Genomic DNA, 26,544 nt, shown 5'->3' with positions numbered 1-26,544 from the left:
TACAAGCCGAATGGTTTTGATTGATTCAATACGAAAGAGATTCGTACGATATTCAAAGTTCTAATTCAAGTTGAATAACAATAAATTATCTTTATAAATCAATATATTGCACACACTACATTCTTTAGGCAACAGCACGATATGGGCTTGAAAACAAGGTAAGGTATTTCTCTAAAATAAATATATAGCAGCAAAATAACATACTATCTTTCGTGAAGATTTTGTCCCTTTAGAGAATAGCATAACAAAAAATCGAATATTTCAGATATATCTCTTCACGCCTCAACAAAAAGCTTCTTCTTTTATAGGATTTCTAGTCTATGCCTCCTTCCTCAGATTTAGAAATGAAAGACAAAAAACGAAGAAATTGTTTTTTTAAAATTCAATCTTTAATAATCTCTTTCATAAAAGAGACCTATACTAGAATTTTGTTCATTTCCTATGGCACCTTTAGCTTTGAGATGACGCGAAATATCTAAATTAATTGTCCCTTTCGTCGTTCCATCAGACCCTGCTTCAAAGCCCAAATAAATATTATTGTGTATGTAACGTCCAATACGTAAGCCTGTATTACCCTTCTCATTAACGATAACATCAAGATCATCAAGTCCAATTTTAGTTCGTAAAGTATTCAACAAAGATGTATTAGAAGCACCTGCAAGATCAGCCGCTGCTGCTGCAAGTTGAGCAATCTGAAATGGTGATAATTCATTAAGAGAGCGATTAAAAATCAAACGAGCCAAAATCTCATCCTGAGGCAAATTTGGTTGTGAAGAAAAATTAATATCAAGATTATCAACCGTCCCACTTACAGTTACAGTGACGCGAATATCACCACTGTTATTGTTGGTTACAAAATAAACCGTAGGATTAAGATTACCACTAAAACTCGCTTGTCCTTGATCAAAATTAAGACGTTGCGACAGGATATCAAAACGTCCACGAATCATTCTAAATTCACCAACTGGATGCACATCATTCAATGGACCTGCTAGATTAATGCGTCCTCCCAGTTCAGCATCTAAGCCTTTTCCGCGTACAAAAAATTGATTGCGTGCTGTAATACGCATATTTGATAGCACGACAGATGACGATTCTTGTGTAACTATACGGCTTTTGCTTTTGTTCGTGTTCTTAACATCAGCACGTTCAAGTGTTGTTTGAATCGATTTAGTTAAATTCTTATTTCTAACATCAAGAAACTTGGCACTTTTAAAATGATCAGGAACAAAAACTTCAGCTTTTTCAACGATGATATCACCACCAAGAACAAGATTATTTAAAAAATGACCTGTCATTGTCATCTCACCTGATAATGTTGCCAGAATCATAGAACCATCATTATAATTGGCATTATCAAGATGAAATATCAAATCTGTCTCTAGACTATTAGAGATACGACCTGAAGCAGAAATTCCCCCCCCCTCAAACGAAGAAGCTGAAGCTTTCTCTATAAGGATATGATCACCTTTCAATTTGCCTTCAAGCTTTATATTATTCAATCCTACATTTGTTTGTGAATCAAAAAAGCTACCGTCGCCTATAGAAATATTTCCTAACAATTGTGGCTTTGATAACGCCCCATTAAGAGCTGTATCAATTCTTGCTGTACCCGTTATATGTGCACCACGCTTGGCTAATAAGAGATTAACAAAATCAAGAGGCATTATCCCTTTAACGTTTAATTTTGCCTCTGAACCATTAAGAGACACAGGCCCATGGATGGAAAGATCTAATCCTTTATCTCCAGTAGCTATCATATTTTCAATATGAAATGTCGATTTTTTATAAGAACCACGAGCATTTATATTGATTGACATCGGTCCTTTATGCGTCATAGCGGTTAAATTTTGACTAGAAAGCTCAAAATGAGCAGATGGATCCTTCATTGTTCCACCAATATCAACTTTACCTATCACTGTCCCATCAAGCGCTTGTCCTGCAATAAAACCATTCGCCAAACGTGCAGATAAATTTTGCAAATTAATATGAAGATCAAGCGCATTTTTCTCTAGAGATACATGCCCCTGAGCTTGTGCTTGTACTCCTTCTCCTGTTAAATTTGCATTCAAAGTAAGATTTTGATCTACAGTGTTCCCCGTAGCAGAAAGAGAAAAAGGCATAATTTTTTTATCTCGAAAAGCAACGGTTGTCAGTCCCTCACCTTTTATATCGTAAGTTATATTAGGTTTTTTTAAATGACCACGAATCATAACCTGCCCTGTTACACTCCCTGCTGCTCCAAGATCGGATTTCCACAGATTGACTAAAGCAGCAGGAAGCGCATTCATTGTAAGTTGCAAATTCAGGGTATCTTGAATATTCCCTGCTAAGATGATGTTGCCTCCATTTATTGCAATTCCTAATTCATTGATTGTCATTCCATCTTTATCAAAAGCAATTATGGATGGCTTCGGCAATGTTGCATGAAAAGTATGTTGTTTTAAGTCCACAGTTTCAATTTGCACTTCTCGTTTTATACTTTCTGGAAGTTCCTCAACCATTAAACGACCAGAAAGCCGTGCATTGAGAGTATCATGCAACATCGCTTGGATAGTAAAAACCGTTTGTCCATTATTCCTATCAGCGTGAGCATTTAAACGATTGACCATTACCAAAGGTGTTTGAATATGTTCTGCATTGATAACTCCTTCAAACTGAGTCATGCCAAAAGGATCGAATATGTCAGCATCTATTGCCAATTTTTTTATTTTATTCTTGGAAAAATTTAAATGGTTAACATGCGCCTTCACATTGGTTTTTTGTCTGCCATTTTGTTCATCAAAAATAAAATCTCCTTTTACTTTTCCACTACCATCCTGCAAAAATAACGCTGAAAGTACGGAAATATCATCGGCATCAATATGCAGCGCTCCTTTCAAAAAACCGCCAAGTTGTTGAGAAAGATCACCCGTTATTTTTGCACTTCCCCCTCTAATATCGATATTTTTAAGTTTTCGAATTTTATGAGAATCTTCAAAAGATGCCGATAAATGCAAAGGTTTCTTAGCAAAAATCCCTTCACCTTTTACCACCCCCGTTAAAGAAGTAATTGGTGCTGTATTATCTACAAATGCATCTATGTTAAGTGTTGTGTTTTGAAGTTTCTTCCCTACAATTAATGCTTCAGCAATATGGGCACGTGTATTTAGTTTTATATGGCTATTGCGCCCTCTTGCCGTACTTTGAATTGTAAGCGCACCGCTTATCTTTGGATCTAATTTGGACAAATCAGATATTTGAGCAGATAGATCCATTTTAGCGCTTTCATCTGAAAAATAACCATTAGCCTCTATGTTTGTATATTGATTTTTCAAATTAAAATGACGAAAAATGACACCCCTCGTATTTCGAGTAACACCACCTGAAAGAGTGATGTTTCCTTTGAATAAACGATCAAAAGACTGCATGCCTATTTTCATATCGTCAGCCATTCCTGATAATTGGAGATCAAAAATGCCACTCAATAAACTGATCGTTCCTTTGGCTTTAATATCTGCACTACCAGAAAGTGATTGTTTACTGAACACTTCCAAAGGAGTTAATGTTTGAGCTTTTAAACCGAGATCGCCTTTAAAAATAAAATTCTCCATTGTCCCTTTTAACCAAGAAGAAAAACCCTGAGCCGTAACACTCAGATCATGAATCAAAATTGGTTTGTTCGAAACAATATCCGTATCTAAATGCACATGAACCGCTTGGCTTAAATTTTCTACTAACGCTCCCTTAATCTTTTTAACCCCTTGAAGCGTCCCTTTAACCTGAACACCAACATGACGAGAAGCTGCATTATCAAGATTTTCGCTTACTCCTCCCATATCAAAAATTGCATCGCGAATATAAATATTTTTATTGCTTAAATGATTTACAACCAACCGCCCACTCCAAGATTGTTGACCTTCGCGACCATAGTCAATGTTCAAAGCAAGAGTATTCGCAGATTTTGGCACGTCTGATATAGGTAAATGAACAGAATCCTTTTCGTTATCAAGAGCCATTTTTCCATCAACAAAAAGCCGTCGCAAAAATCCATCGGCGGTTATTTCAGCATTGGCTATAACGTTCATTGCTTTGTTCTGAATAACCATCTGATCAAGGTGTGTCACACCTTCTTTTGTTCTTCTTGCCTTTGCTTTTAATGTTATATTAGATTCGAAGAGACTACGATATTGAGAAGGTATTAAAGGGCTCAGTGTTCCCTCTAGTTTCGTAGAAAAACTCTGTCCTTCTGGAACACTTGCAAGAATAACATTACCATCTACAATAGAATGATGATCAGACTCTAAAGAAAGTTTGATAACCAAATCATCAAAAGTACCATCACCTTTCAGGACGAGATTTAATGCTGGACATTGTTCAATGTTAAAAATATTTGCCAAAATACCATTTTGTGGTTCGTTAGCAGAAATATCAATTTGAGCTGTACGATTACTATCAGATATCTTGGTGAGAACAGAAAAAGAACCCGGTGCATCTAAACGATGCGCCGCTATATCGACATCAAAATTACCACTAGCCAAGGTGAAATTGCCTTTTAAGGACATATCAGCAGAAAAACCAAAAAGATTCTGTTCAAATGTCACATGTTGAGCAGTAAGCGTATTGATAGAAAGAGCAAGCGGCAATTTTGGTAAAGAAAACTTACCCGTCTCAAGGGAAGAAACAAAAGAAGAATTGCCTTGCGGTTTGCGTAAAAATGTAACCTGTTCTGCCGAAAGCTGGTTAATATCCATCCGCCCTCTCAGCAATGCTAGACGATTCCAATCCATTTTAGCATTGGTAATTTTAAGCCAAACCCCTTTTTTATCACTGACAGTAATAGTATCAATTGATGTTTGAGAAGACAGTGTCCCTTGCATATTGTGTAAACGAACTTGACGATTAGGCGCTGAAAGCTTTCGTTCAATTAAAGAAACAAACCATGAGCGATCATCTGTTTTCATTTCGCTAGAGGGAAGAATGTCTCCTCTTTGCGCAAAAACAAAACCACCCACCCCAAAAAACAAAAATACAAAGAAGAAAGCTGATAAACGTACACCTTTTTTCATTAAAATGCTTGCCCTATACCCACATAAAAACCAATGCGAGGGTCACCCTTCTCTCTCTTTAAAGGAAAGGCTAAATCAACGCGTAAAGGACCAAGACCCGTCATATAACGTCCTCCTATACCGGCTCCCCATTTAATTTTTTGAGAAAAATCAAAATTCGCCTTTTCCCCTACTAAACCTCCATCAAGAAAACCGACAACCCCTATTTTATCATTTAAAGAAACACGCAATTCTGCCGATCCCTCAATAAGCGCCCGTCCACCAACAACCGCATCATTTTCTATTTTGATACCAATATTACGGTAAGCATAACCACGAACAGAGCCCCCACCACCAGCAAAAAAAAGCGTATTTGCGGGTACTTGTGCTGTATCATTCCCAAGAATTGTACCAAGCTTTGCCCGCGCAGCAACAACAAAACGATCCCCTTCATCCAACGCCCAATAAGAACGACCTTCTGCTGTTACTTTTGCAACAAAGTTGCTAAAACGCATCTCATAAAAAGGCTCAATGAAAACTTCACCATATAAACCTTTTGTTGCATTAAACTTATTATTACGACTATCGTAAATCAAGCCGCTAGGGAAACCGATTGTTGTAAAATTACGGCTCCCAAAATAGATATCACGTGAATAACCATTTGAAACTTCTACAGCAGCCTGTCCCGATAGATTACCATTGAAAATATGCGTAATACCTAATTTTCCTTTGATGGCTTTTGTCGTATAATTTTCTAAAACATCTTGTTGTATTTTTAATTCTGACCTGAGATCTGTATCTGGCGTGAGTACACCAGGCTTTATAAACGTGCCACCGAAAAGATAATCAAAATTTTTAAAATTATATGATTGCTTTTTATTGCTACCAACACCACTTATTTTTGTTTCAATTTTAAGAGTCTCTGCATGACCCAAAAGATTGTTATGCATCCAATAAGTCTCAAAACCAGCACCATCTAATGTTGAATAGCTACCGCCTACACCAAAACGACGCGGTTTACGTTCTTGTACAACAAGCATAAGCGGTAAACTACCATCTAGATTAATAGTATCAGCCTCACGTATATTGATAGCACGAAAAACACCAAGGCGCGCAAGACGTTCATTTGCCTTAGCTAACGCATCGGAATCGTATATCTGCCCTGGTTTCAATCCAGTCATCCACGCGATATAAGCTGAATCTACACGTGGTTTCTTACTTATATTACGCACACTTAAAGGACCATAATGAGCCTTTTGTCCAGGACCAACAACAATCCGTCCTTCAACACGCAATGTAGCATGATCAGCCACGACTTCACTCTTCATAATTTTAGCTTTAGCATAACCTTGTTGCCGCCATCCTTCTATCGCCCATTTTTCTGCTTTCAAAATGGTTTCAGATTTAGCAATAGCCCCAACTTTATAGCCCAATTCTTCAATTGTGGGCATTTTATGCGCTTTACGTTTTTCAAACGGAGCTACTTTATCAATATTGGCAATACTAAAAACATATTGTGGACCAGCATTAATTGTAATAACGATATTCGATTGTGTTGGAAGTTGAGTTACCGGACTTAAATCAGCGACTTCTAAGCCATTAATTTTAATACTAATAACACCACCATAGCGTCCATCAGCATAAAGAGCAGAAAGAATTGCTCGATAATCTGAACGCGCCTTGGCTAGCAAACCAGAAGAACTAGCGGATGCTTTCTCTTTATCAGAAACAAGAGAAGAAACAGATTTAACTATTTTTATACCTTCTAATGGCGCTCCTGGCGGTGCAATAACATCAACTTTATAAAATCTCTCTGTACTTTTGGCATAATGTGAAGGAGAATTTGTTTTCTTTTTACCAAAAAGAGGAATGCCGAAAAAATCAAATGCAGCAAGAGGCTGTGGAAAAGAAAAAGAAAAACACAAGCCTATAAAGACACAGCGCACAGTCCCTGATTTTAACAAAACTCTTGTCTGGTATACCATAAAATCAGATACCTTATAATACACTTTGCCTCTACTACGCTTTAAATAATATAAAAATAAGAAAGGTAAATATAATTACTTTGCACATTTTACGCGTTTTATCACATCAAATAACACTCTGCGATACATAACGTCACCCTCCCCTTATATTTTCATAAAATTCTGCACTGTTGTATAACACGAACAGCCTCATTCTTTTTTTCTTAACATATTTATTTAGCTTATTATAAATGTTTTATTGCGTCCCATATTATCATGGTTAAATTTGTACAAATGACTTTCCATGAGAACGCTAAAAACTGCCCATGTATATAGATCTCTCTATAAAAAAAACCATAGAGATGCTTCTTGATTTTTATAAATAGATATGATTGTCTCTACCAAGTCTAAAGGGGGAAAATAAATAAATGATCGCACGTATTACAACTGTTGCTTTTCGCGGTCTAGAAGCAGTCCCTGTCGATGTACAGGTTATGATTTCGTCTGGTAAAATAGGAATGGCTATTGTTGGATTAGCTGATAAGGCAGTTGCAGAAAGCCGTGAACGTGTACAAGCAGCCCTCCACGCTTGTGGACTTTCTATGCCTACTAAACGAATTACGATTAATCTTGCACCAGCTGATTTGCCTAAAGAGGGATCGCATTATGATTTGCCAATCGCCGTAGGCTTAATGCTTGCTATGGGAATCCTCCCTCCTGAAGTAGCACAAGACTATATCATTTTAGGAGAATTATCACTGGATGGTTCACTTACCGCTGTTAATGGTGTTTTACCAGCCGCCATGACAGCTTTATCACTCGATAAAGGGCTGATTTGTCCCTTCCAATGTGGACCTGAAGCAGCATGGGCAAATGCAGAAATAAATATTCTTGCTCCAGAGACTCTGCTCACTATAGTCAACCATTTCAAAGGAACCCAAATTCAAAAACGTCCACAACCGCGCCAATATACTATCGAAACTGAACTTCCAGATCTTTGCGAAATCAAAGGACAAAAAACAGCCAAACGTGCCTTAGAAGTTTGTGCTGCTGGACGCCATAACCTTTTGTTTGTAGGCCCCCCTGGTGCTGGGAAATCTATGTTAGCGCAACGCTTACCTTCCATTTTGCCACCTCTTGATAGCCGTGAGCTTTTAGATGTCTCTCTGATTGCTTCTATTACAGGAGAAACGGTTCATAATACCATTTCACTTCATTGCCCCTTTCGTTCCCCACATCATTCTGCTTCCATGGCCGCAATGATTGGTGGGGGGCTTAAAGGACGACCGGGAGAGGTCTCCCTTGCCCATAATGGTGTGTTATTCCTTGATGAATTGCCTGAATTTTCTCCGCAGGTTCTTGATTCTCTTCGTCAACCTTTAGAAAGTGGGGAGTCAGTTATCGCCCGCGCTAATCACCATATTAGCTATCCTGCTCGCTTCCAACTCATTGCCGCAATGAATCCTTGCCGATGTGGTATGGCAGGCGAAAAAGACCATGTTTGCCCTAAAGGAATACGCTGTCAAATCGATTATCAGTCCCGTATTTCTGGTCCTCTGCTTGACCGAATTGATTTACGGATTGATGTCCCTGCTTTGACAGCTATGGACCTTATGCAACCAGAACAATCAGAAAAAAGCTGCGACGTTGCCAAACGCGTCGCACGATGCCGTACCATTCAAGCTAAACGTTTTTCAACAATGGGGTTTGATCATATTCGTACCAATGGCGATTGCCCTGCCAAAATTATAGAACAGATTGCCATTCCTGATAAAAGTGCGACCATACTCTTACGAGATGTGAGTGAAAAAATGCACCTCTCTGCACGCGCTTATCATCGCATTCTCAAAGTTGCACGCACAATTGCTGATCTTGACGGATCAGATACTCTTTCACGCTATCATCTCGCAGAAGCTATTTCCTATCGACTAGGCGCAGAAAGATTAACAGCCCTTAATTAAAAAACTATTCATCAATAAAAACTTATTGGAAAATAACGCAAATAAAGTTCTGTAAGTTTACCATCTTCTTCTAGTGATTTCAGCGCATAATTGAGTATATCAACCAATTTTTCATTCTTTTTTGCAACAGCAAGCTGCATTCCTTGCCCCAATAACTGTGGCGCCATATATGCCCCCCCAACAAAATGGCAGCAATCAACAGATTTTTGTTTTTTGAACCATAATGATAAAGCAAATCCATCATCAAAAATAAGGTCAATTTTACGCTCTTGTAACGCTTTATAGAGCTCTTCTCTCTTTTTAAATCCTTGCCATTTGGCTTTAGGAAAATAATGTTGAAAGAGTTTTTCGTGAACACTTTTAGACAAAACACCACTGGTTAAATGTATCAATTGATCGCTTATTGGCGCATCGAGATTTAAACGTCGAGAAGCAACAAATCGCGCTGGAAAACGTAAATATGACTTTGTAAAAACAAGATCTTGCTGGGTTTTACTTGTTTCTTTTAAACCCGCAATAATGACTTCCGCATCACCATTTTCAACATGTTCTACAAGCTCTTTCCAAGGAATCACTTCTACTTCACAAAGCTTCTCTAATTTTAATTTTGAACAAATAGCGCGCAATAAATCGATATTATAACCTGCAAGATGCCCCGTTTGATCAATAAAATTAAAAGGAGGAAAATCAAAAGTTGTTACAAAACGCAAACGAAAGATATCCGTTGTATCAGGTTGTACCAAGTGTTCATGCGAATCAAAAAAAGAAGGCAGCCTTTCAGCTTCTGCGTAAGAGGAAAATAGAACCCCCCCTGCTACAAATAAAATACGAATAAAAATATTGTATGGATTATTGAATAAAAGATACCGTAAACGCAATTGAAGATGTTTTACATATATAGATTTTTTTATTTTCAAAATCTCTCCCCCATTTTTCAAAACTAAGATGCAACTCTTCTTAACTATTATCTAACGCACTTCACCAAAATATCTGGCGTTTAATAAATAAAATTCTTGCTATTTTTTAAAACTGTTAAAAAATTTAACAGTTTTCATATATTTTTTTTGAAACCATTGAAAATGCTTAGATTTCTGATGTTAATTTTCCAAAATAAATATATAAAAGGTAATTTTAGAGAAAGGCGATTTAATTTTTTAAATATAAGAAATAGGCTGTATATACTTTAGTGGCACACTTTATTTTATCAAAATATCTCGCGTATCTTAAAATATTAAGACCATTTCCTTGCGTATCACAACTAGGGAAGTATATAGATACTATTGAAGAAAAGAGTAAAAATACCCCTCAAATGCCGAGGGTTTTCTCAACATTAAGGTTGCATCAACATTTAAGAGTTGGAAAATAAAATGATGATTCTGGTTTGTGCTTTATTGTCAAGATGGGAAAGGTGGGAGACATGAATCTTGTAGTATTCACAGGGTATTTTGCGCTATATTATTCAAACATCGTTGTAAAATGAGTTTGGAAACATTGAGAGATGTTCCTTAAAAAAGCGCGAGAATATCAGCGCAATGGTGCTTTGTTTTAAATGAGGGACGTAACCTCCATTACAGGAATGAGAAAAACATAAAGCGTAAGATAATGCGTCATCACCCTCATTATTCAAAAACATCACCGTAGACGTTTTTTAAAATTGTAAAGTTGAATATAAAAGATGATCGTGGAAACGTATTTTTATATTTACGCGTTTATATTTTCCTCAAATGAGGCTTTTTTCACATTTTAAAGATGACACAAACCAATATACACAATATTTTCGCCTCAATCTAACATACAAAAGTTTGAACTGCTTAGAGAGCTCGTAACCTTTGTTTTAAATATATGGTAGAATTAGGATTGAAAATTGATTTATGGATAAAACAAGTAAGACCTCTGTTAGAGTAACACAAAAATGCATAACTAATTTTAAAACATTACGCATATGCAAAAATAAACAAAGTAAATAGCATCGTTTTATGAAACAACTTTTTGTATAAGTCAAAAGTGTTTATTCGCCTTATATCACCGCCCTCGTGTTTTACAGCATAACAGTACACTATCATTTCATCATTCTCTCCATTATATATCGACAGATATTGAATCTAGATCTGATATACGGTAAATATTTAATGTGGTTATTCCATAAATAACTGATCAGAACATTGAGCTTTGAAAAAAGCGGATAAAATATTGTAAATTGAACACAGGAATGGACTAACTTATGAGTGATGAAATAACCTCACCAGTACAAAGCAATAACTATGATGCCGCTTCTATCAAAGTTCTCAAAGGTCTTGATGCTGTACGCAAACGTCCTGGTATGTATATCGGTGATACTGATGATGGATCGGGTTTACACCATATGGTCTATGAAGTTGTAGACAATGCTATTGATGAAACTCTAGCCGGTCATGCTACTCTTGTAAACGTCACGCTCCATGCTGATGGTTCTTGTTCTGTTCGTGATAATGGACGTGGAATTCCGACAGATATCCATCCAACAGAAGGTATTTCTGCAGCTGAAGTTATTATGACACAGCTTCATGCCGGCGGAAAGTTTGATCAAAACTCTTATAAAGTTTCAGGCGGATTACACGGTGTTGGTGTCTCTGTTGTGAATGCATTATCCGTTTGGCTTAAATTGCAAATCAAACGCAATGGTAAAATTCATGAAATATCATTTACCCACGGGGTAGCTGATGCTCCATTAAAAGTTATTGGCGATTGCGATAGAGAAAGTGGAACAGAAATCAGATTTTTACCAAGTTCTGAAACTTTTACTATGGTTGAGTTTGATTTTGAAACTTTGGAGCGCCGCTTACGGGAATTAGCCTTTCTAAATTCTGGGGTTTATATTCTTCTTGTTGACGAGCGTCATGCTGATATTAAATCAGTTGAATTGCATTATGAAGGTGGATTAACGGAGTTTGTCAAATATATTGACCAATCAAAAAAAGCCCTGCTTGATAATCCTATTTATATTGCAAGTGAAAAGGATGGTATGAGCGTTGATGTTGCCCTATGGTGGAATGATTCCTATCATGAGAAGGTCTTGTGTTTTACCAATAATATTCCTCAGCGTGACGGTGGAACTCATTTGATAGGTTTTAGAAGTGCCCTTACGCGCCAAATTAATGGCTATGCTGAATCTTCAGGTATTGCTAAAAAAGAAAAAGTGAACTTAACCGGTGATGACTGCCGTGAAGGATTAACAGCTATTCTTTCTGTCAAAGTTCCTGATCCAAAGTTTTCTTCACAAACAAAGGATAAGTTAGTCTCTTCTGAAGTGCGCCCTATTGTTGAAAATTTGGTCAATGAAGGTCTTTCAGTATGGCTGGAAGAACATCCTCATGAAGCAAAACTTCTCATTAGTAAAGTGGTAGAAGCTGCAACAGCACGTGAAGCAGCGCGCAAAGCACGTGAACTCACAAGACGAAAAGGGGCACTTGATATCACTTCTCTGCCAGGAAAGCTTGCCGATTGCCAAGAACGTGATCCTGCAAAATCAGAAATCTTTATTGTCGAGGGGGATTCGGCTGGCGGTTCAGCAAAAAGTGGGCGCTCACGTCAAAATCAAGCAATTTTACCCCTTCGTGGTAAAATCCTCAATGTTGAACGAGCACGTTTCGACCGCATGCTCTCATCTGATATGATTGGAACACTTATTACAGCTCTTGGAACGTCTATCGGTAAAGATGAATTTTCACCGGATAAATTACGTTATCATAAGATTATTATCATGACGGATGCGGACGTTGATGGAGCCCATATTCGAACTTTGCTGCTTACTTTCTTTTTTAGACAAATGCCTGAATTGATTGAACGTGGTCATCTTTATATTGCTCAGCCTCCTCTTTATAAAGTATCGCGTGGAAAATCTTCCCAATATATTAAAAATGAAGCAGCGTTTGAAGAATTCTTGATCGATACTGGATTAGAAGAAACAACGCTTGAGCTTTCAACGGGAGAAGTTCGTGCAGGGGCTGATTTGTATCAACTCGCTAAAGATGCTCGTATATTACGTCAACTTTTAAATGGTCTTCATACCCGTTATGATCGTAATATTGTTGAACAAGCAGCAATTGTTGGCGCTTTTAATCTTGAAGTCTTTGCATCACAAGAAAAAGCGCAAAAAATAGCAGATACTATAGCACACCGCCTTAATCTGATTGCTGATGATATGGAACAAGGTTGGAGTGGACAATATACAGCAGATGGAAGTTTATGTTTTGAGCGTATTTTGCGTGGTGTTAAAGATGTTGTTACGCTTGATGTGGGACTTATAAATTCAACTGATGCACGTCAAATTGATCGCATTTCCCAAAATTTTATCGACATATATCATCCTCCTGTTCTTTTACGTCGCAAAGATAAAACAGAGCGTATTTTTGGTCCTATGAGCCTCTTAGAAAGCATTTTTACAAACGGTAAAAAAGGTGTTACTCTTCAACGTTATAAAGGTCTTGGGGAAATGAATGCTGAACAACTTTGGGAAACAACGCTTGATCCCAATGCACGTTCTCTTTTACAAGTAAAAATTAATGATGCAACCGATGCAGATTCACTTTTTTCTCGTCTCATGGGTGATGAAGTTGAACCTAGACGTATTTTTATTCAAGACAATGCCTTAAACGTTGCCAATCTTGATATCTAAAGGTACTCTTCTGTTTTTGGCTGTGTAAATGTCGTAGTTTTATACGTTGTTTTTTCGTAGTTGAACATTCCCTCTCTATTTCATTTACGATAAAAGAAAAATAAGGAAGATCATATACATGGCAATTGAAACAGAACGTGTAGGAACCAAGGGTGGCATGGAGCACTCTTTTGGTTTTACAAGAGTAGATGAAACGCAAAAACAATCCATGGTGGATGGTGTGTTTCATTCTGTCGCTGAAAATTATGACAAGATGAATGATATCTTATCCTTAGGGCTACACCGTGTGTGGAAAAATTCCATGGTTGCTTGGCTTTCCCCACCAGCACTTTCTCATTGGAAAGTTCTTGATGTCGCTGGCGGTACAGGTGATATTGCTTTTCGTATTCTTAATGCTTCACGCCAAAAAGCCCATGCTACAGTACTTGATATTAATGGCTCAATGCTCAGCGTTGGCAAAAAACGCGCACAAAAAAATGGTCTTGCCCCTCTGATTGATTTTGTTGAAGCCAATGCAGAAAATCTACCTTTTGAAGATCAAAGCTTTGACGCTTACACGATTGCTTTTGGAATTCGCAATGTTCCTCATATTGATCAAGCTCTTAGAGAAGCTTTTCGTGTTTTAAAGCCCGGTGGACGTTTCTTATGTTTAGAATTTTCAAATGTCGAGATGCCTTGGCTCGATAAAATTTATGATCTTTGGTCTTTCCATGCTATCCCTACGCTAGGTCAATTTATCGCAAATGATGGCGATGCTTATCGTTATTTGGTTGAATCTATCCGCAAATTTCCTAAGCAAGATGATTTTGCCCATATGATCAAGCATGCGGGGTTTTCGCGGGTATCGTACCGCAATCTCACCGGTGCGATTGCAGCGCTGCATTCAGGTTGGAAAATTTAAAAATGGTGCAAATTTCCCCTTACTTTCAATTGATGCGTGCAGGATGGGTTTTAACACGTGAAGGTGTTTTAAGTGCTCTTCCTCATGATGATCTTCAAGGATTTCCAGCGCTATGTCATCGTATAGCGGGCGCATTAGCAAGACGCAAAACAAAAAAGAAACAGCGATCTGAAAATATTTCGTATGCCATTAATAAGCTTGGACCCTCTTACATAAAACTTGGTCAATTTCTTGCAACAAGGCCTGATATTGTCGGCCATGATATTGCGAAAGATTTGTCACAACTACAAGATCGCGTCCAAACATTTTCTTGTACCGCCGCTATTGCTCAAATTGAAAGTTCTCTTGGTCGCTCTATTGATGATTTATTCGTAAATTTTTATCCCCCCATTGCCGCCGCTTCTATTGCTCAAGTTCATCCAGCTGAATACAGTGATGAAACTGGCCATACGACAAAATGTGCTGTAAAAGTTATTCGTCCCAATATCAGAGCACGTTTTTCTAAAGATCTTAGAGGATTCTATCTCATTGCTCATTTACAAGAGCGCTATATCCCTGCCTCTCGAAGGCTTCGTCCTGTTTGTGTAGTGGATACTTTAGCACAAACAACACGGCTTGAAATGGATTTACGCCTAGAAGCAGCAGCTATATCTGAAATGGCTGAAAATATTCAACATGATACAGGCTTTCGGGTTCCACGTATTGACTGGGAACGGACAGGACGTAATGTCCTTACAATGGAATGGATTGATGGTATAAGAATATCCGAAACTTCCAAACTTAAAGAAGCAGGTTTTGATTTGAAGGCGCTCGCTATTACGCTTATTCAATCTTTTCTTCGCCATACATTGCGTGATGGTTTTTTTCACGCCGATATGCATCCTGGTAATTTATTTGTAGATGAAAAAGGATGTATTGTTGCTGTTGACCTAGGCATTACAGGAAGGCTTGGTAAAAAAGAAAAGCATTTCCTTGCTGAAATCCTTTATGGCTTTATTACCCGCGATTACCATCGGGTTGCACGCGCCCATTTTGAGGCAGGTTATGTTCCTTCACACCATAATATTGAAAGCTTTGCGCAAGCCAACCGCGCTATTGGCGAACCAATTCACGGACAATCAGCACAAAGCATTTCCATGGCTAAATTGCTCACTTTATTGTTTGAAGTCACTGAATTATTTGACATGCAAACGCGACCTGAACTTTTATTGTTGCAAAAAACGATGGTTGTTGTGGAAGGCGTTGCCCGCACATTAGACCCCACTTTTAATATGTGGAAAGCTTCTGAACCCGTTGTCAAAGAATGGATTAGTAAAAATTTAGGACCCGTAGGCGTTGCAAAAGACTTTAGTGAAGGAGCACAAGCTCTCCTTTCGCTGGCACGCAAAACACCACAATTGGTTCAAAATTTCCAACGGATAGAAGAAGATTTTAATCAAATGAGAAAAACAGGTTTTAATCTTTCTCCTACTACCCTCAAACAACTTGCTGTGGAACAAAGTCATCGAAACCGTTATGGTCGTTATAGCCTTTTCATCATTGCACTTTGTTGCACTTTTCTTACTTTTTACTTTTTTCATCTTTTCTAATCTCCTTAATATGCTAAAAATATCAACAATGAAATCATTGCAATCATTTTATTTCTTGGAGGTATTTTATGGCCAGTATTACCATTCGTAACCTGTCTCCTGAAACCAAAGAAGCTTTGCGCATACGCGCCGCGCAAAATGGTATTTCTATGGAAGAAGAAGTCCGACGCCTTTTAAGCAATCCCACTCCTCTCACCACACAACCCCTTCATGCTAGTGCTGTTGAAGTGAAATCATTGAAATCAAAATCTCTTCTTCTTATTATTGGTGGAAGTATTGCATCCTATAAAGCACTTGATTTGATTCGCCGTTTACAAGAACGTGGAGCACACTTAAAAGTTGTAATGACAAAAGCAGCGCAAAAATTTATTACGCCTTTAGCCGCTGAAGCTTTAAGCGGTGGTACTGTATATACTGATTTATTTTCACGCGAAGAAGAACATGATATTGGACATATCCGATTAGCACGTAATGCTGACCTTATTATTTTAGCCCCTGCTACAGCCAATCGCATTGCAAAAATAGCCAATGGCATAGGAGATGATCTGACTGATTGCATTCTTTTAGCGGCACGCTGTCCACTCTTAATTGCACCCGCCATGAATCCGTCCATGTGGGCGCATCCTGCCACTATTCGCAATGTTGCACAACTGCGCGCAGATGGCGTTCATATCATCGGACCAGAAATCGGAAATATGGCTGAACGTGACGAGATAGGATATGGGCGCATGAGCGAACCTTTAACTATTGTTGCTACCATAGAGGCTCTTTTGAATGGGCATGAAAAACCTCTCTCTGACCGCCATTTCATCGTTACCTCTGGCCCTACCCATGAACCAATTGATCCAGTACGTTATCTTGCTAATCGGTCTTCAGGTAAACAAGGTCATGCCATCGCAACCGCTCTTGCGCATTTGGGTGCAAAAGTAACACTTATTTGTGGACCTGTTAATCTTGCAGACCCACAAGAAGTAAAAACCATTCATGTTGAAACAGCACAACAGATGTTACAAGCCGTTCAAACCGCATTGCCTGCTGATGGCGCCATCTTTGTTGCCGCTGTTTGTGACTGGCGCAGTCAAACGCAGTCTTTACACAAAATTAAAAAGAATGCTCATAAAATACCACCATCCCTTCATATGGTCGAAAATCCTGACATTTTAGCAACGATTGGACACGCTCCAAACCGCCCCTCACTGGTCATTGGTTTTGCTGCAGAAACATGTGATATCATTGCCAATGCGCAAAAAAAATGTGTTGAAAAAGGAGCTGATTTCATTCTTGCTAATGATATTTCTCTTCAACTAGATGGTACAGGTGTCATGGGTGCTGATACAAATCAAGTTTATCTCGTAAGTAGAAAAAAAGTTGAACAATGGCCCCATATGAGTAAACAACACGTAGCGCAAAAATTAGCAAACGTGATTGTATCATTTTTTGCCCCCAAAACACCTACTCCTCATGAGGAAAATATACCCCTTTGCAAATAATAACTCTTCAAACGCGTTGATATTAAAAAAACCTATAAAATAGAACTGACAATAGGTGTCTATCCATCTCGATTGTTATACAATATTTTTGATTTATAATGATAATCTCGCATTGTTCATATTAAATTAGAACCCAAATATCGTAAGATTCTCTCATTTCCAATCTCTCTCATGTTAAAGCAATAAAAATCATTTTCTTGTACATTGCAAACAAGGATAGCTGTATGAATACAAAACGTTTAAGAAAGAACTAAAAACGCTTATAATGGGCCGTCTCGGGCAACACTGAGGATGATGGCGCCAGCGTGCTCTTTTTATTAAGCGTAAAGATAGTGATGCCCTATAAGTTTTATATTATTCACGAGAACTTTGCCCTTATACCATTCACAAGCGCTGTCGCGAAATGGGTGTGACGAGCGTTGGGAAATATTTTTTTTAAAATCCCGTATCACCTTAGCCTTCATAAAAGTAGGATCTCTTGCACCACTGTCTCCCCAGCTTATAAAAAACAAGCTATCATTTACTTTGGCTACCATCAATTTTGACAAAGCTCTTGCACTGGATAAAATTTATAAAAAGCATTTTCTTTCTTCAATGTTTTTATCCCCATATTGGTCATATTTATGATATGCAAATAAATGATTTTGATTGTTTCATGATGAGAGCAGTTAATGAGAAAATATGACAACTTTATTTGGAGCTCTTATTCACTATGAAAAATAATATATAAATCAATATATTATAATATCTCAATGCAATTTAAAGCATATCTCACATTAACGCTTATAAAGAGTATAGACAAAATTCATTGCACCACTGTCTAAACTGACGCCTTTATTATTTTCCTCAGTGATCGGTCTTTAAGATTAAATGTGTGTGTCCTCTCTCCAGCACACCAAGACCACAAAGATTAGAATTTTATCCATGATATCCTCACATTGTAATGATTCATGAAAAGCATTTTTATTCCTCTATCGAAAGCCTTGTATCCATACATTGGTCTCGTCTATAATGTGCAAGTAAATAATTTTTTGATGTTGAATAGAGACTTTGAAATTAAAGAATATTTCTATATTTTGGATTCTTATTCAAGTTGAAAATGATCAATTCTCTTCATAAATTAATGGTGTTATTATCTAAAAATTATTTGATACAGTGCACCACTTGTACGAAAAGTGCTTCAATGAATTCTTATTTCATTGCACTTATAGCTTTTAAAATCTCATCATTTTTAATCATCAGTGGTGTCTCTCATTCTTGGCTTCTTCTTAAGAAAGAGCTCTTCCATGGGATCGGACGGTCAATCGCCTAAGCTTATTTTTTCCACTTTTATCATATTAATCATTCTGTTGTCCAAAATCAGAATATCTACGGCGCTACTACGTTACTCCTATATAACTACGTGCTTGTTTTACACAGATATCTTTCAATAATTGCCAAAACACTCTTATGAAGAGTATACACTCTCCATGAATGGTATAAAATACATTATGCTATCCATTTTTACTGAAATAGAAGGTACAAAGCGGCACCATCATACTCTTTTTCAGTTTTCAATGCGACGATAATGTTTGCATTAAGAGGATTCATAAAAGATATTTCACGCCTTTTTGAAAGTACTCTTATCTGCACACCACCTCCGTTTATGACATATTAACAAACGATTTCAATTGATCTAATATGAATAGGACTAAAATGAGAAATCCTCATGATATTTAGGTTTTTCACTCATGTTGTGAAACAATAAATTATCATTATAAATCAATATATTGCTTTAATAAAAGATAAAGTATAAAATTTTATATTATGCTTTCTTTGGCTAGCAATTTTTATTAACCTTAAAGCCAAGGAACACTATTTTTGTGTAATGCGTGCCATGGTCTTTTGGGAAAGCATTTTGTGTAAATATGTCATAAAGGCGGCTGCAAAAAGCGGTGTTGCTAAATTAAGAATTGGAATTGAAACAAAAAGCGCTATCAATAATCCTGCACCAAAAACCGTTGTGTAATGAGTATGTAAAAAAGCACGTGCATCTTGCTCTGTTCGAAAACGATAAGCAGCAAACAAGAAATATTCATGACCGAGCAAATAACCATTAATAAGATAAAAAGCAATTAAATTAATACCTGGTATGAAGAATAAAATAAAAGCAATTCCATTACCAAGAAGGCTTAAAATAACAAATTTAAAGGAAATGATAAGAGAACGCCGAAACGGCAAAGCTTGTCCAATAGGCTCGTTTGGGTAATCCTCTTTTTCAATAATTTCAGCAGCAGAGTCAATGAAAAAACCACCAATCATAGCTGCGATTGGTGCAATCAAAAAAGCCAACAAAAGAGCCAAACCAAGATTAAAAATGATAAGCATGCTAAAACCAATCCATCCTGCCCAACTAGGGAGTCCAGGAAGAAATTGTGCAATCCAGGGCCAAAAGTAAGACACAAAAAGTTGGTGCACACATAACCATAAAATGGTGAGAGTGAAAAAAGTAACCCCCAATGCTTTCAGTATCATAATACGATATTGCGAGGTCAAAAGACGTTGTAAAGCACGATAAGCAGCAGTAAAAATCATAGATTAATAAACTAAGGAAAGACGCAAAAAAAACAAGAAATATATTTAAAGAATGTACTGTATAATTTTTTCTTTCTTTGAACTACAAGATTTTTTTCAAGAGCATTATAAAAAACGGCTAGGGCTTCTTTGTTTAAAATAAAGTTTTAATGAATAGAAATTTTGAATTTTAAAAACCAAGAAGAATTTAAAAAGCAGCTGTTGTAGAAGAAATTTTTAATATTTTTGTACAGAGTGTAGATTATTGCATTTGTATGATATATGTAAAAAATTAAGGAATAATAACTATTTGGGAGGAAAGTTGTTTACTTTTATTTATTCAGTAGAGTTGTTTAACTTCGTTTAGCTACGTGCTTAATTTTTTTGCACAATTCCTAATACTCTGTACTTTTCTACTATTTGGCGGCATGCTTTTTCCTCTTGTTTTTATTCAAAACAATATTGAGTTCAATGGAATAGGAGTATTTTGAGCGTATTCAATTTTAATTGTAAAAAGCATACGCTTTAAAGAAACCTTTTGAAAAAAACCTTGCTCTGATGTTAGCGTTTCGCTAATATAGCGTTGTCGTATTCATTATCTTTAATGGATTATTTTAGCCTTGTTAGCGCCTTATACTATAAGGTTTCTTTTCTTCAAAACTGTTGATACGAATGATTAATTGGATATTCATTTTTATTAAAAAATAAGGCGTTTGTTAACCACACAAGGAGTGAATTTTAATACCAAAGTAAAAAATAAAAAAATGTAAGTTCTTAAAACTTATGAGAAATTTATTATAGGAAATACTCTTCATGATGCATATGATTGTTATGATATGGGAAAAATTAAAAATTAAAAAACAAGCTATACGTACACTGATAAAAGTATTAAATAGACTCCTTTGTTCAACCGGTAAAGCAAATGTGACTGCTTAAGTTCTATATTCTTTCAAATCATGCAAAAGATGCACAATATTTAAAGGAAGGTTATAAAGATGAACTGGATTACAAATTATGTTCGTCCTAAAATTAACTCTATATTGGGGCGCCGTGAAATTCCAGAAAATCTATGGATTAAAGATCCTACCAGTGGTGAAATGATCTTCCATAAAGATCTGGAAGCTAATCAATTTGTAGCTCCCAATTCTGGCCATCATATGCGTATCAGTGCTAAAAATCGTCTCATGCATTTTTTTGATGATGGTGTTTATACAACTCTTGAAAATCCAAAAGTTGTAACAGATCCTTTAAAATTTCGTGACGAAAAACGCTATATTGACCGGTTAAAAGATTATCGTTCTAAACTTGGTGTTGATGACAATATTTTAAGTGCACGTGGTACGATTGAAGGCTTACCAATTATTGCAATCGTTCAAGATTTTGCCTTTATGGGTGGATCACTCGGTATGGCTTCAGGAGAAGCTATTATCAAAGCTTTTGATACTGCTATTGCTGAAAGGCGCCCGCTGGTTCTTTTTGCTGCTTCTGGTGGTGCACGCATGCAAGAAGGAACACTCTCGTTGATGCAAATGCCTCGTACAACAGTAGCGATTGAAATGTTGAAAGAAGAAAAACTTCCCTATATTGTTGTGCTGACCAATCCAACCACCGGTGGTGTTACTGCTTCTTACGCCATGCTTGGTGATATTCACATTGCCGAACCTGGCGCTATGATTGGTTTTGCTGGTCCACGTGTAATTCAACAAACTATACGCGAAACCCTACCAGAAGGTTTTCAAAGTAGTGAGTATCTGCTTGAACATGGTATGATTGATATGGTTGTATCGCGTTTAGACATGAAAACAACCATTGCACGTCTTTTACGCTTGATGATGAAACGCCCTGCTGTTTTTAACCCTTCCGATCCATCCCCAACAGACTCTCAAACATCGCTTTCTACAACAAAAGCAGCTTAAATTTATGCAACAAAGCCAAATACAAAGGGTGGTGGATGATTTACTAAAAAATTATCCGAAAAAATTTGATCTTTCTTTAGAGCGTATTGTTCACCTTTTAGAGCGTCTTGGTAATCCACATTTAAAACTTGCACCTGTTATTCACATCGCTGGAACAAATGGCAAAGGATCTGCCTCAGCAATTTGCCGTGCTCTTTTGGAAAGTGCAGGCTACCGCGTTCATGTCTATAGCTCACCTCATCTCGTCAACTGGAATGAACGCTGCCGGTTAGGTCAAAAAGGAGGTGGTCAACTTGTTACAGAAAACCAATTAGCTGAGACAATCCATGAAATTATAAAAGTCAATCGTCAAGAGCCGATTACTATTTTTGAAATTTTTACAGCCGCTGCCTTTATGCTGTTTAGTATACATCCAGCTGATGTTGTCATTTTAGAAGTTGGATTGGGAGGACATTTTGATGCTACCAATGTCGTTAACAAACCAGCTGTATCACTTATTATGCCCATTGATTATGATCATGAGATCTTTCTTGGAAAGACAATTGCTCAAATCGCTTTTCAAAAAGGAGGGATTATCAAACCAAACGTTCCTGTAGTCATTGGAAAGCAAAATTATGAAGAAACTCTTGCTACTCTAATACCCCTTGCTAATAAAAATAAAGCATCTTATTCTCTATTTGATCAAGATTATCAAAGTTATAAAGAACATGGACGTATGGTTTTTCAAAACAATCAAGGTCTCATGGATCTTCCCCTTCCTAACCTTATTGGAGACCACCAAGTTGCTAATGCTGGCGCGTCTCTTGAAGCAGTCTTTCAAGCAGGTTTTCAACTTTCAGAACAAGCCATAAATGATGCTTTGAAAAATATTTATTGGCCCGCACGAATGCAACATCTTACCCAGGGACATTTGGTTGATCAACTGTCTCCTAATATCGATTTATGGTTAGATGGTGGTCATAATCCTGCTGCTGGAAAAGTTATTGGAGCAGAACTTGCACAATGGAGAAAAAAAACAGATCGTCCTATTATTATGATTGCTGGCATGCTCAATACCAAAGATGCTGTCGGTTATTTTCGTTCCTTAGCAAACCTTGTCGATAAAGTATATACGATACCGCTGATTAACAATAATGCAAGTATCTCTCCAATAAACTTAGCTGAATCAGCGCAAAAAGCAGGAATCCTTGCTACTCCACAAGCTCATCTACAAGATGCTTTGCATAAGATTAAGGTGGAATATAAAGAGGCAATTGTCCTTATTGGTGGTTCCCTTTATCTTGCGGGCGATATTTTGCGTGACAATAAAACACCTCCGTGCTAAAAATTAGCCATTTTTAAAACTTTGAAAGATAGACTTTTTCATCATGCAACTTGATTGTGCACTTTATCAACATCCTAAACTTATTACTGTTTTTGGCGGATCTGGTTTTGTAGGACGACATGTCGTTGAAACTTTGACTAAGCGGGGGTATCGCGTTCGTATCGCTGTTCGTTGTCCACAAAAAGCTTATTACATGCTTCAAATAGGAGAAGTAGGACAAACCCAAATGCTTAAAACAGATATCAAGCATCGTGCTTCTGTTGCACGCGCATTGCTTGGAGCTGATGCAGCAGTGTTTTTGCCTGGTAGCTTAAAACAAGCAAATCAATCGAATTTTAAAAAAACACAAATTGATGGTGTTTACAATGTTGCTGAATTAACAGCAGAAACTGGTATTCCGCTAATCTATATGTCAACACTTGTGGCTAACGAGAATGCTTCATGTCTTTATGCACGTGTTAAGTTTATGGGTGAACAAATCATTCATAATAAGCATCCTCAAGCAATTATTATCCGTCCATCCGTTATCTTTGGACCAGAGGACTGTTTCTTTAACACCTTGGCAGATTTGTCACGTTTTTTACCAATTATGCCTCTTTTTGGAGGTGGGCAAAGCAAATTGCAACCCGTGTATGTTGGTGATGTTGCTGAGTTTATCGCGCGCGCTTTAGATGGACAAGTTGCTTGGGGAAAAAATTATGATCTTGGTGGTCCCCAGATTATCACCTTCCAAAATACTCTTGAAAATATACTCAAAATTATTCACCGTAAAAAAACAATCCTATCCATGCCCCTTTCTGCTGGTCTATTGATTGGAGGAATTTTGGGAACAGTCGGTAAATTGCCTTTTGTACCAACACTCGTAACAGCCAATCAGATACGTTTTTTGCAAATGGATAACATTGTTTCTAAAGAAGCTATAGAGAATGGATATACTCTAGAAGGTGTGGGAATTACCCCCAGAGCAATGGCAGCATTCTTGCCAAGTTATCTTTGGCGATTTCGTCCACATGGTCAATTTTCCCAAAACCTATTCGTTTAGAATAAATTCTTCTAAAACTGAGTTAATTATTTGATTTATAATTCATCGCTCGTTGTTAGCAGTTTTAAAATCAGAGTGTTCAATAGAGTGATGTTTTTACATTTTAAATACTCTATTCAGTATCACAAAAAATGTTTAATCGTATATCTATAGTCTTTTGATAAAAATCTTTGAAAACAGAAGAAAAGCACTTCTTATAAACTGTCTTTATCCAAGAGCAGATGCAATATTGGAATCCTAAAGAACCGATTCTGAATTGCCTATTCATAAACATGATAGCCTATGGCTTTGCATTATATTATTTTGCTAAAAAGCTTAATAATGAGATTAAAGTAATACTTCCTTTTTCAACAACCGCATAAGTGAGTAGAATATGGGTATACTACTTTCGATATTATCCCATAAAAAATCGATATAAAAACTGTGAAGCAATGCACCATTTTTATTATTTAAAAGGTATTCCCTCTAGAGATTTTTAAAAGCTTTAAAGTTACGTGAAAAGGATAGAGTTTTATTTATATAATAAGACTTATCATGAAGATCTCTTATTCTGTTAGTAACATCACTACTCAGATCCGTAAATGCATATTTGTTGCACAAATTTATGGAGATTTTAAAAGAGCTTTTTCACATAGAGAAGTCCTCTTCTTGTCTTGCATTTTTTTTTAATTTCTCCTACCGTCTTGGAAAAACTTATTTTAAAGGAATGAAGAATGGCAGCTCAAGATTTTGTTGTCAAAGATATTGCACTTGCCGCTTATGGTCGTAAAGAACTTAATATTGCTGAAACTGAAATGCCTGGTTTGATGGCTTGTCGTAAGGAGTTTTCTTCCAGCCAACCTTTGCGCGGAGCGCGTATTTCTGGCTCATTGCACATGACAATTCAAACAGCTGTTTTAATTGAAACATTAAAAGCCATTGGCGCCGATATACGGTGGAGCTCTAGCAATATTTTTTCTACGCAAGACCATGCAGCAGCAGCTATCGCCGCAACTGGCATTCCTGTATTTGCCGTTAAGGGTGAAACATTGGAAGAATATTGGACTTATATAGATGCAATCTTCCAATGGCCAGATGGTAATCCTTCCAATCTTATTTTAGATGATGGAGCTGACGCCACAAACTATATTTTAATGGGAAGTCGTGCAGAACAAAATAAAGATATTTTATCGCATCCCAAAACAGAAGAAGAAGAAATTTTTTTCAAACAAATACAAAAGCGTATGGATGCAACGCCAGGTTTTTTTACACGACAGCGTGCAGCAATTAAAGGTGTAAGCGAAGAAACCACAACAGGTGTAAACCGTCTTTATCAGTTACAAAAAGAAGGACTTCTACCTTTTCCTGCTATTAATGTTAATGATAGCGTCACTAAATCAAAGTTTGATAATAAATATGGATGTAAAGAATCATTGGTCGATGGTATTCGACGTGGAACAGACGTGATGATCGCCGGTAAAACTGCCATTGTCTGTGGTTATGGTGATGTAGGTAAAGGTTCAGCAGCATCTCTTTCTGGTGCTGGGGCTCGTGTTAAAGTAACAGAAATTGATCCCATTTGCGCTCTTCAAGCCGCTATGGATGGCTATGAAGTTGTTAATTTGGATGATGCTGCTTCCAGTGCTGATATTATCATCACGACAACAGGCAATAAAGATGTTGTTCGTTTAGACCATATGCGACAAGTAAAGGATATGTGTATTCTTGGAAATATTGGTCATTTTGATAACGAAATCCAAGTCGCTGCCCTTAGAAATTTGCCATGGACAAATATAAAACCACAAGTTGATATGATCACCTTTCCCGATGGAAAACGCATCATTTTGCTCTCTGAAGGGCGTTTGTTAAACCTCGGGAATGCGACTGGGCATCCTTCTTTTGTCATGTCAGCCTCGTTTACTAATCAAGTTTTAGCGCAAATTGAACTTTTTACCCGTGCAGAACACTATACAAATGAAGTCACTGTTTTGCCTAAACATCTTGATGAAAAAGTTGCACGTCTACATCTTGATCGGTTAGGAATAAAATTAAGTGTTTTATCAGAAGAACAAGCCGCCTATATTGGAGTCTCACCACAAGGACCTTATAAACCAAACCATTACCGTTACTAATACGTTTCCTTG

General features: G+C 37.1%; 13 protein-coding genes. 9 read left to right on the top strand and 4 right to left on the bottom strand.

Annotated elements, in window-relative coordinates; genetic code table 11:
• Positions 1 to 389: 389 nt before the first annotated feature.
• Together ACFILH_RS06455 and ACFILH_RS06450 are read right to left on the bottom strand one after the other, a co-directional pair.
• Entirely contained in the window at positions 390 to 5,048 is a 4,659-nt protein-coding gene (locus tag ACFILH_RS06455) for a translocation/assembly module TamB domain-containing protein (protein WP_375667545.1), read from the bottom strand.
• On the bottom strand, positions 5,048 to 7,012 hold the full coding sequence (locus ACFILH_RS06450; protein ID WP_375667544.1) for an autotransporter assembly complex family protein: 1,965 nt from the start codon (positions 7,010 to 7,012) through the stop codon (positions 5,048 to 5,050). The genes ACFILH_RS06455 and ACFILH_RS06450 overlap by 1 nt, the downstream gene beginning before the upstream one ends.
• Before the next feature lie 407 nt (positions 7,013 to 7,419).
• Between ACFILH_RS06450 and ACFILH_RS06445 the strand changes: the two genes are divergently transcribed.
• Positions 7,420 to 8,952: a YifB family Mg chelatase-like AAA ATPase gene (locus ACFILH_RS06445; RefSeq protein ID WP_375630585.1), complete on the top strand. Its 1,533-nt coding sequence runs from the start codon at positions 7,420 to 7,422 to the stop codon at positions 8,950 to 8,952.
• Positions 8,953 to 8,963: 11 nt separating this feature from the next.
• Here the strand turns inward: ACFILH_RS06445 and ACFILH_RS06440 are convergent, their stop codons facing one another.
• A complete protein-coding gene (locus ACFILH_RS06440; protein ID WP_375630587.1) occupies positions 8,964 to 9,869 on the bottom strand; it encodes a transporter substrate-binding domain-containing protein in 906 nt (301 codons plus the stop codon).
• 1,304 nt (positions 9,870 to 11,173) lie between these two features.
• On the opposite strand from ACFILH_RS06440, the gene gyrB reads away from it, so the two are divergent.
• From gyrB to coaBC, 4 genes are all read left to right on the top strand, one after another.
• A complete protein-coding gene (gene gyrB / locus ACFILH_RS06435; RefSeq protein ID WP_273790211.1) occupies positions 11,174 to 13,606 on the top strand; it encodes a DNA topoisomerase (ATP-hydrolyzing) subunit B in 2,433 nt (810 codons plus the stop codon).
• Positions 13,607 to 13,724: 118 nt separating this feature from the next.
• Complete coding sequence (ubiE, locus tag ACFILH_RS06430) at positions 13,725 to 14,507, top strand: bifunctional demethylmenaquinone methyltransferase/2-methoxy-6-polyprenyl-1,4-benzoquinol methylase UbiE (protein WP_273790210.1); 783 nt, start codon at positions 13,725 to 13,727, stop codon at positions 14,505 to 14,507.
• Between the two features lie 2 nt (positions 14,508 to 14,509).
• Entirely contained in the window at positions 14,510 to 16,096 is a 1,587-nt protein-coding gene (ubiB, locus tag ACFILH_RS06425) for a 2-polyprenylphenol 6-hydroxylase (protein ID WP_273790209.1), read from the top strand.
• Between the two features lie 68 nt (positions 16,097 to 16,164).
• Positions 16,165 to 17,586, top strand: a complete 1,422-nt coding sequence (gene coaBC, locus ACFILH_RS06420) for a bifunctional phosphopantothenoylcysteine decarboxylase/phosphopantothenate--cysteine ligase CoaBC (RefSeq protein WP_375630590.1) — start codon at positions 16,165 to 16,167, stop codon at positions 17,584 to 17,586.
• A 1,854-nt stretch (positions 17,587 to 19,440) separates the two neighbouring features.
• On the opposite strand, the gene ACFILH_RS06415 is transcribed toward coaBC, so the two are convergent.
• The gene (locus ACFILH_RS06415) at positions 19,441 to 20,160 is read right to left on the bottom strand and encodes a sulfate transporter family protein (RefSeq protein ID WP_375630592.1); all 720 of its coding nucleotides are present in this window, start codon (positions 20,158 to 20,160) and stop codon (positions 19,441 to 19,443) included.
• 974 nt (positions 20,161 to 21,134) lie between these two features.
• On the opposite strand from ACFILH_RS06415, the gene accD reads away from it, so the two are divergent.
• From accD to ahcY, 4 genes are all read left to right on the top strand, one after another.
• A complete protein-coding gene (gene accD / locus ACFILH_RS06410) occupies positions 21,135 to 22,055 on the top strand; it encodes an acetyl-CoA carboxylase, carboxyltransferase subunit beta (protein WP_375630594.1) in 921 nt (306 codons plus the stop codon).
• A gap of 4 nt (positions 22,056 to 22,059) precedes the next feature.
• The gene (locus ACFILH_RS06405; RefSeq protein WP_273790205.1) at positions 22,060 to 23,379 is read left to right on the top strand and encodes a folylpolyglutamate synthase/dihydrofolate synthase family protein; all 1,320 of its coding nucleotides are present in this window, start codon (positions 22,060 to 22,062) and stop codon (positions 23,377 to 23,379) included.
• 43 nt (positions 23,380 to 23,422) lie between these two features.
• The gene (locus ACFILH_RS06400) at positions 23,423 to 24,421 is read left to right on the top strand and encodes a complex I NDUFA9 subunit family protein (RefSeq protein WP_273790204.1); all 999 of its coding nucleotides are present in this window, start codon (positions 23,423 to 23,425) and stop codon (positions 24,419 to 24,421) included.
• A 713-nt stretch (positions 24,422 to 25,134) separates the two neighbouring features.
• Complete coding sequence (gene ahcY / locus ACFILH_RS06395; protein ID WP_273790203.1) at positions 25,135 to 26,532, top strand: adenosylhomocysteinase; 1,398 nt, start codon at positions 25,135 to 25,137, stop codon at positions 26,530 to 26,532.
• Positions 26,533 to 26,544 lie beyond the last annotated feature (12 nt).

It is taken from the genome of Bartonella sp. CL435QHHD, from assembly GCF_042195095.1.
Classification (GTDB): domain Bacteria; phylum Pseudomonadota; class Alphaproteobacteria; order Rhizobiales; family Rhizobiaceae; genus Bartonella.
The sequence above is the reverse complement of the archived record's forward strand: the minus strand, read 5'-3'. Positions and strand labels throughout refer to the sequence as shown.

Excerpts from the sequence above, each read along its gene's own strand:
- ahcY (WP_273790203.1), top strand. The coding sequence starts at position 25,135 with ATGGCAGCTCAAGATTTTGTTGTCAAAGATATTGCACTTGCCGCTTAT.
- ubiE (WP_273790210.1), top strand. The coding sequence starts at position 13,725 with ATGGCAATTGAAACAGAACGTGTAGGAACCAAGGGTGGCATGGAGCAC.
- ACFILH_RS06450 (WP_375667544.1), bottom strand. The coding sequence starts at position 7,012 with ATGGTATACCAGACAAGAGTTTTGTTAAAATCAGGGACTGTGCGCTGT.
- ubiB (WP_273790209.1), top strand. The coding sequence starts at position 14,510 with ATGGTGCAAATTTCCCCTTACTTTCAATTGATGCGTGCAGGATGGGTT.
- gyrB (WP_273790211.1), top strand. The coding sequence starts at position 11,174 with ATGAGTGATGAAATAACCTCACCAGTACAAAGCAATAACTATGATGCC.
- ACFILH_RS06415 (WP_375630592.1), bottom strand. The coding sequence starts at position 20,160 with ATGATTTTTACTGCTGCTTATCGTGCTTTACAACGTCTTTTGACCTCG.
- coaBC (WP_375630590.1), top strand. The coding sequence starts at position 16,165 with ATGGCCAGTATTACCATTCGTAACCTGTCTCCTGAAACCAAAGAAGCT.
- accD (WP_375630594.1), top strand. The coding sequence starts at position 21,135 with ATGAACTGGATTACAAATTATGTTCGTCCTAAAATTAACTCTATATTG.
- ACFILH_RS06455 (WP_375667545.1), bottom strand. The coding sequence starts at position 5,048 with ATGAAAAAAGGTGTACGTTTATCAGCTTTCTTCTTTGTATTTTTGTTT.
- ACFILH_RS06405 (WP_273790205.1), top strand. The coding sequence starts at position 22,060 with ATGCAACAAAGCCAAATACAAAGGGTGGTGGATGATTTACTAAAAAAT.
- ACFILH_RS06445 (WP_375630585.1), top strand. The coding sequence starts at position 7,420 with ATGATCGCACGTATTACAACTGTTGCTTTTCGCGGTCTAGAAGCAGTC.
- ACFILH_RS06400 (WP_273790204.1), top strand. The coding sequence starts at position 23,423 with ATGCAACTTGATTGTGCACTTTATCAACATCCTAAACTTATTACTGTT.